We start from the raw sequence: 6,567 nt of genomic DNA on the forward strand, positions 1-6,567 counted from the left end.
ATGCCGCACCGAGGGCAGCAGCGCGCCTGCGCGCAGCGACTGCGCCTCGATGGCGCGCGCAAAACCCAGCACGAGCTGCTCGACAAGCGTCGGCGCACGGCGGCGGTCGCGTTCCAGTTCAAGTTCGATCATGGCGGCAGACGCAATCAGGCAAATGGAACTCGGATTCGGTAAAGGCGCCAACCCGGCGCAAAGAGTGACCGAACGATAACGCTGGAAATCATCAAAAACCAGCACAGTTGAGTCTACTTCACCTGCACAGTTAGCAGCGCAGTTCATCAACTGTTTATGTCCGCCATTTAGCCCCGTTCGTTACAGTTTCGCCATGCCCCAAAGGAAGTCCCTTGGGGGACCACTTCGAGGAGAACCCATGACTTCGCGCCCCGTCATCGACGATATGTCGTCATTCTGGATGCCGTTCACCGCCAACCGCCAGTTCAAGACTGCGCCGCGCCTGCTGGAATCGGCCAAGGGCATGTATTACCGTTCAACGGACGGGCGCGAGGTGCTCGATAGCTGCGCCGGCCTTTGGTGTGTGAACGCCGGGCATTGCCGTGACGAGATCGTCGCCGCGATCACCCAGCAGGTCTCCACGCTCGATTTCGCACCCACCTTCCAGATGGGCCACCCGCTCGCCTTCGAAGCGGCCAGCAAAGTGGCCGAAATGATGCCGGCCGGGCTCGACCGTATCTTCTTCACGAACTCGGGTTCGGAATCGGTGGATACGGCGCTAAAGATCGCACTCGCCTATCACCGCGCCCGTGGCGAAGGCCAGCGCACGCGTCTGATCGGCCGCGAGCGCGGCTATCACGGGGTCGGCTTTGGCGGCATTTCGGTGGGCGGCATTGCGCCGAACCGCAAGACCTTCTCGGGTGCTTTGTTGCCGGCGGTCGATCACCTGCCCCACACTCACAACCTCGAACACAACGCGTTTTCGAAGGGCCAGCCGGCTTGGGGCGCGCACCTTGCCGACGAACTCGAGCGGATCGTGACACTGCACGACGCATCGACCATCGCCGCCGTGATCGTCGAACCGTTGGCCGGCTCGACGGGCGTGCTGGTGCCACCGCAGGGCTATCTGCAGAAACTGCGCGAGATCTGCACGAAGCACGGCATCCTGCTGATTTTCGACGAAGTGATTACCGGCTTTGGACGCCTCGGCAAAGCGACCGCCAGCGAATATTTCGGCGTTACCCCGGACCTGCTGACGATGGCCAAAGCCATCAACAACGCAGCGATTCCGATGGGCGCGGTGGCGGCAAGCCGCACGGTCCACGACACGATCGTCAACAGCGGTGCGCAAGGCACCATCGAGCTTTTCCACGGCTACACGTATTCGGCGCACCCCGTCGCCGCTGCGGCTGCAATCGCCACGTTGGACTTGTATCGCCGCGACGATCTGTTTGGACGGGCCGCGTCGCTCGCTCCGGCGTTCGAAACGGCTGCCCATGCGTTGCGCGATGCGAAGCATGTGAAGGACATCCGCAATCTCGGCCTGATCGCCGGCATCGAACTGGAACCGCGCGACGGCGCCCCGGGTGCGCGTGCCTATGAGGCTTTCGTTAAATGCTTCGAGGCCGGACTGCTGGTCCGCTTTACCGGCGATATCCTCGCGTTCTCGCCGCCGTTGATCATCAACGAAGAGCAGATCCAGCACATCTTCAAGACCGTGCGTGGCGTGTTGGCTACGGTGCAGTAAAGACCCTCGTAAGAAGATGCGGGTGGCGGTGGCATGCAGCCCCGCCGCCTCGCCTCGATCGCCTAAACTGGTTTCGCGGTAAGGGTGTCGAAGTACAGTTTGAGAAAACCTTTCACGTCCACGTCGACGCACACATCCTGCTTGCTAAAGCCGTCCCAGTCGCGCGCGGGCACGCCCATCGCCTCCGGCTTCTGAATGGTCTGCCCTCTGGCAAGACCTTCAACCGCGACCCGCACTGCGCCGCGCCGCACCTGGTAAAGCTGCGGCGCCACCAGATAAGCCACCGCCGACGAATCGTGCACGTAGATGCCGTGCACACCGGAGCTGTCGCGGTGAAACTGCTCGTAGAGACGCGACACGTCCCAGATAAACTGGCCATCCTCGCCGCCGTGCTGGCGGATGCTGTCGAGGTACGCGGTGCTCATCACCGCCTTTTGCGTGACATCCAGACCGGCCGCCGTGACCTTCCATTTCGCCGTCAACACCTGATCGGCGGCGTGCGGGTCCGCGGAGATGTTCGCCTCCGCGCAGGGCGTGACGTTGCCCAACACACCGTTCATTCCGAACGCGCCGCCCATGATGATCACCTGTTTGACCAGCTGCTGGATCTCCGGGTCCTCCTGCAAGGCGAGCGCGAGATTCGTCAGCGGCCCCACAGCGATCAGGTTGATTTCGTGCGGATGCTGCCGGATCGAGTCGATGATGAAGCGATGCGCAGGCCGCGCATCGAGACGCGCTTTGCCGTCGTCGGCTAGTGCAGGCAGTTCGATATCGCCCAACCCGTTGTGGCCGTGGATATGCGGAATCGGCGGCGGTGCCGTGCCTTGCAGCGGCCCTGCTGCGCCTCTTGCGACCGCTACCGTTGGGGCCGCAAAGCGCTCGACGAGGTACACCGCGTTGCGTGTCGTGGTCTCGATCGTCGCGTTGCCGAATACGGAGGTCACGCCAATCAGTTCGATCTCCGGGTGACGGGTCTGGAAAACCAGCGCCATCGCGTCATCGACGCCAGGGTCCGTGTCGAAAATTACCTTATGCATGATGATGTGAACTCACGTGATGTAGCGATGAAAAGCCTCTGCGCGATGGGTAATCGCAGCGAGACGCGCCTCTAGACAGAGGGCGCGTCTTTCGGCTCCAGATAGAACGCGCCGGGCAAAAGCGCCGCGGCGCTGGTCACTTCCACTTCGCCCGTCAGGTTGCTCAGCACGACTTCAAGCGCGGGTGTGCCCAGTTCGATCATCACCTGACGGCACGCCCCGCACGGGGCAATCGGCCCCTCAGTTTGACCGATTACCGCCAGAGTCTTGAACTGCCCCGGCCTGTAACCCGCGGCGACCGCAGCAAAAAACGCTGTGCGTTCCGCGCAATTGCACAGACCGTATGACGCATTCTCGACGTTGCAGCCGTGAAAAACCTTGCCGTCTTTCGTTTCGAGCGCGGCGCCGACCAGGAAGCGCGAGTACGGCGCGTACGCGCGCTCACGTGCCTCGCGGGCTGCGTCGATCAGTTGTTCATGTTGCATGGTTTCTCCGCATGAGGATCAGGAGCAGGATGACAGGTACGCGGTCTCATTCGACCAGACCGTAGACCGTGGCCGGTATGGCCGCAGCGCTCGCGTCCAGCGCGAAGGTCGGGCGGAGTTCACTGACGGCCTGCTCCGCCGCTTGCCGGTCACGCGCATGAATCAGAGCGAGGGGCTCACCCTTCTCGACGTATTGTCCGAGTTCGACGCAGTCTGTCAAACCGACCTGGTAATCGATCAAGTCTTCCGGACGATGCCGCCCACCGCCCAGACTAACCACCGCCAGCCCCAGTGCACGGCAATTGATGTGCGTCACAAAGCCCGCTTCGCGCGCCGCGACCGGCAGCACCACTGGCGCACGTCCCAGGTGACGCTCGGGCGCGTCAAGCAGATCACGCGGTCCACCTAGCGCGCTGATCATCATCGCAAAGCGCTCGGCGGCCGCGCCGGAGTCGAGCGCGCTTTCGAGCTTGCTGCGCGCCTGTGCCTGATCGTCCGCAAGACCGCCTGACATCAGCATTTGTGTGGCCAACGCGAGCGTGACGTCATGGAGCCGGCGCGGCCGTCGTGTCGGTTGCGTCAGATAGTCGATGGCGCAACGAATCTCCAGCGCATTACCGGCACAGGCCGCCAGAGGCTGATTCATGTCGGTCAGCACGGCGGCGGTTTTCAGACCCGCACCGTTGCCCACGTCGACGATGCTGCGGGCGAGTCTCAGCGACTCTTCGTACGTTGGCATAAACGCGCCCGAGCCGACCTTAATATCCATCGTCAGTGCGCCGAGACTCGCCGCCAGCTTTTTCGACAGGATCGACGCCGTAATCATGGCGACCGATTCCACCGTGGCGGTCACGTCGCGAATCGCGTAGATGCGCCTGTCCGCCGGCGCGAGTTGCGCCGTCTGTCCAATGATCGCCACACCAACTTCACGGACGATCCGCTGGAACAAGGAAGTATCCGGTGTCACGTTGTAGTCGGGGATCGAAGCGAGTTTGTCGAGCGTGCCGCCGGTGTGGCCCAGGCCGCGCCCGGAAATCATCGGCACGAAGCCGCCGCATGCGGCAACCATTGGACCCAGCAGCAACGAGGTCAGATCGCCGACACCACCCGTCGAATGCTTGTCGATGACCGGCCCCGGTAAGTCGAACGCCTGCCAGTTCAACACCTGTCCCGAATCGCGTTGCGCCAGCGTCAAGGCGACGCACTCGTCAAGGCTCATATCATTGAAGTACACCGCCATCGCGAACGCGGCGACCTGGCTGTCGGTGACGCTACCGTCCACGACTCCGCGAACGAACTCGGCGATTTCGTTTGCCTCCAGCTCCTCCTTATCGCGCTTCTTGCGGATGATTTCCTGTGTCAGGGACATGACGGTTCGCCCAACGAAAGGTAGGAATCCACATCACCTTGGCAGAAAGCCATTGTGTCTGCCAAAACGTATGCGCTCGATCCGGACCGGTTCATGTCGTGACAACGTTCAATGAAGGGTTAGGAATATGCCGGCAATTGCCGCGCTCATCAGATTAGACAACGTGGCAGCCGCCACAACGCGCAAACCGTAGCGCGCGACCTCCGAGCGGCGTTCCGGCGCGACCGCACTGAATCCGCCTGTCAGAATCGCGATCGACGAAAAATTCGCAAAGCCGCACAACGCAAATGACACAATGGCCAGCGTCCTGGGATCGAGCACCTGCAGGCCAGCTGCCGCCACCGCTTGCGCGCCCTTCAGATACGGCGAGAGATCGGCATACGCAACGAACTCATTGAGGATCATCTTCTCGCCGATAAAATTGCCGGCAATTGACGCGTCGTGCCACGGCACGCCGATCAACCATGCAAGCGGCGCGAACACCCAGCCGAGAATGCTTTGCAGCGTGATCTGCGGCTCGCCGAACCAGCCGGCAACACCACTGACCGCCGCATTTAACAGTGCGATCAGCCCAATGAAGGCAATCAGCATCGCTCCTACGTTGATGGCGATTTTCAGGCCAATCGAAGCACCGGACGCCGCGGCTTCGATAATATTAGGCGAGCGCTTTTCGTCGAAGTTGAGTCCATCGGGAATCACCGTGCCTGGCTCGGTGCTCGGGAAGATCACCTTCGCGAACAGCAAGCCGCCCGGGATAGCCATGAACGAGGCAGCCAGCAGATACTCCAGGTTCACGCCCAGTCCCGCATACCCCGCCAGCACGGAACCGGCCACGGAGGCCATCCCGCTCGACATGACCGCAAACAGTTCGGCACTGGTCATTTGCCTGGCAAAGGGTTTGACGAACGCCGGCATTTCACTCTGGCCAAGAAAGATCGTCGCGACAGCGGAGCAGGCTTCGACACGGCTCACGCCAAGCAGCTTTTCGAAGGTAATGCCCAGCAGATGGATGATCCACTTCATCACGCCGATGTGATACAGCACGGCAATCAACGCGGTGACGAAGATGATCATCGGCAGCACGCGCAGTGCGAATACAAAACCGCCGCCACCGAATAGTTGAAACATCTTGGGATCGACGAGTCCGCCGAACATAAACGACACTCCACGATCGCCCATCTGCAGCACGTTGTTGACGCCGCGCGCGGCGGAGGCGAGCGCGGCGCTGCCGAGCGGCACAAAAAGCACCAATGCCCCAATCGCGATCTGCGCGATCAAGGCGGGAATTAAGGTACGCAAACGGATACCGCGGCGATTGGTGGAAAGGAGAAAAGCAATCAGCAACAGCAAAACGATGCCAAACAGACTGCGTACGATATCCACTATGTACTCGCTCTATAGGGAGGGTTGGCTGCGGGGAAGAGTGAAGCTTGCCGGCCGCTGGAAAGCAGCGACGGCTTAAGCGAAGGCACGCCAGGAATCCGGCGTGTTGGGTGCATGAGCATGGCGCGAACGGCAGACGTTCATTCGCATACCTATCTTCCTCCTGTCTCTTTTGTTGATTTTACTTTGGCGGTTAGGCCCAGCATGAACGCGGCGTGCAACAGGCCCGCTGTTGGTCCGGTTTTCAGTGTGGCACTATGGATCAGCTTATGCGTTCGCGTCAAATGCAGGACGCATCAGCGCATTCAATCCCGACCTTTCGGTCAGGTTATAGAAGAACAAAAAAATAAAGTAAAAAGTATTTTGCTGGGGCGGCGTTTCTACGCAAGCGAACGGCAAGCGCGACATGCGCTTGCGAGCGGATTTCCGCGAAACAAAACAGGCTGGCGGCGGCGTTGCACCGCCGCCCCTGCTAACAGCATCCGTTAATGATGCGAGCGTGCCGCCCGCGTGTGAGCCGCCTTTTTCGCTGCGGCCGACCGGCCCGCGGCGCCCTTCGTCGCAGCAGCCTTCTTCGCAACAGCAGAACGGCTC

The 6,567-nt window shown here is 61.3% G+C and carries 5 protein-coding genes and 1 pseudogene; 1 reads left to right on the plus strand and 5 read right to left on the minus strand.

What is annotated here, in order from left to right:
- Window positions 1-370 precede the first annotated feature (370 nt).
- Entirely contained in the window at window positions 371-1,699 is a 1,329-nt protein-coding gene (locus WCA85_RS02895) for an aspartate aminotransferase family protein (RefSeq protein WP_424061658.1), read from the plus strand.
- A gap of 62 nt (window positions 1,700-1,761) precedes the next feature.
- Here WCA85_RS02895 and WCA85_RS02900 read toward each other — a convergent pair whose 3' ends face one another.
- The 5 genes and pseudogenes from WCA85_RS02900 to WCA85_RS02920 form a co-directional block, all read right to left on the minus strand.
- Entirely contained in the window at window positions 1,762-2,742 is a 981-nt protein-coding gene (locus tag WCA85_RS02900; RefSeq protein ID WP_424061664.1) for a nucleoside hydrolase, read from the minus strand.
- Window positions 2,743-2,807: 65 nt separating this feature from the next.
- Window positions 2,808-3,221 (minus strand): cytidine deaminase, encoded by a 414-nt coding sequence (locus WCA85_RS02905; RefSeq protein ID WP_424061659.1) that lies wholly within the window; start codon window positions 3,219-3,221, stop codon window positions 2,808-2,810.
- Between the two features lie 46 nt (window positions 3,222-3,267).
- The gene (gene deoA, locus WCA85_RS02910; RefSeq protein WP_424061660.1) at window positions 3,268-4,590 is read right to left on the minus strand and encodes a thymidine phosphorylase; all 1,323 of its coding nucleotides are present in this window, start codon (window positions 4,588-4,590) and stop codon (window positions 3,268-3,270) included.
- 108 nt (window positions 4,591-4,698) lie between these two features.
- The gene (locus WCA85_RS02915; RefSeq protein ID WP_424061662.1) at window positions 4,699-5,973 is read right to left on the minus strand and encodes a NupC/NupG family nucleoside CNT transporter; all 1,275 of its coding nucleotides are present in this window, start codon (window positions 5,971-5,973) and stop codon (window positions 4,699-4,701) included.
- 485 nt (window positions 5,974-6,458) lie between these two features.
- Window positions 6,459-6,567: pseudogene (locus tag WCA85_RS02920) on the minus strand (DNA-binding protein); the annotation flags it as partial.

Origin of the sequence: Paraburkholderia sp., assembly GCF_049581445.1 — a bacterium.
Classification (GTDB): Bacteria; Pseudomonadota; Gammaproteobacteria; order Burkholderiales; family Burkholderiaceae; genus Paraburkholderia.

Excerpts from the sequence above, each read along its gene's own strand:
- WCA85_RS02895 (WP_424061658.1), top strand. The coding sequence starts at position 371 with ATGACTTCGCGCCCCGTCATCGACGATATGTCGTCATTCTGGATGCCG.
- WCA85_RS02905 (WP_424061659.1), bottom strand. The coding sequence starts at position 3,221 with ATGCAACATGAACAACTGATCGACGCAGCCCGCGAGGCACGTGAGCGC.
- deoA (WP_424061660.1), bottom strand. The coding sequence starts at position 4,590 with ATGTCCCTGACACAGGAAATCATCCGCAAGAAGCGCGATAAGGAGGAG.